The organism is Zhongshania aquatica (genome assembly GCF_027257955.1).
Classification (GTDB): Bacteria; Pseudomonadota; Gammaproteobacteria; order Pseudomonadales; family Spongiibacteraceae; genus Spongiibacter; species Spongiibacter aquatica.
On record NZ_JANZNQ010000091.1, the window covers coordinates 1 to 773 of the forward strand.

Sequence of the window (773 nt, forward strand, 5' to 3'; positions counted from 1 at the left end):
AGATGGTGGCTCCGCCACCCGTTTGCTTCCACGGCAAACCGACTACCAAGGCGTGTAATTGCTCCTCATCTAGCGGCATAGCCTGGCCCTCGCGCAGCGCGCACCAATGGAATTTACCTTGATGCAGCCGGCGTGCCGCCAGCCACAAACCAAAACCATCATGCACTAAGATCTTCATTCGGTTGGCGCGTTTGTTGGCAAACAGATACGCACAATGCGGACGAGCTTCACCGAAGCGTTGCACTACGCGAGCTAGGGTAGTGTCCGGCCCTGCCCGCATATCCAGTGGCTCTCGTGCCAGCCATATCTCATCAATACGAATCATGACAATGACGTCAGCCAAGAAGCCAGTTGTGGAAGCTGAGACATTGGCCAATGAATACTGACTGGCCCCAGTGAGCCGCTAGTAAACTCAACTTTAACTGAGGCATCGTGGGGTGGGGTATTGCTTGAGATTGAGCGAACCGGCAACGGTACTTTAATGAAATCATCGCCACCCTCAGCGGCCTTGGCTTCAAGCTGACGACGCCATTTATGAACGAGGTTGGCATTGATGTTAAATCGCTGAGCGACACTCGCCACCGAGGTCTCTGGTGCATGACTTGCCGCCACCACCTGCTCCTTAAACTGGAGCGAGTGCTTGCGACGCGGTGGCGTGCTTGGAGAGGGAAGTAATCCTTGAGTATTCATAATAGGTGTCCACTTAAAATGAGGTGGACACCAAGGCTACTAGCTTAAAATCGAATGGAAAGGTGAGTTCGCCGGACGGTTAC

At 53.6% G+C, this 773-nt stretch carries 2 protein-coding genes; both read right to left on the minus strand.

Annotated features, from left to right (window positions below):
* A partial coding sequence (gene tnpB, locus O9X78_RS20755) for an IS66 family insertion sequence element accessory protein TnpB (RefSeq protein ID WP_269621591.1) occupies nucleotides 1-325 on the minus strand: 325 nt, incomplete at its 3' end.
* A complete protein-coding gene (locus tag O9X78_RS20760; protein WP_269621592.1) occupies nucleotides 322-690 on the minus strand; it encodes a transposase in 369 nt (122 codons plus the stop codon). The genes O9X78_RS20760 and tnpB, both read right to left, overlap by 4 nt.
* Nucleotides 691-773 lie beyond the last annotated feature (83 nt).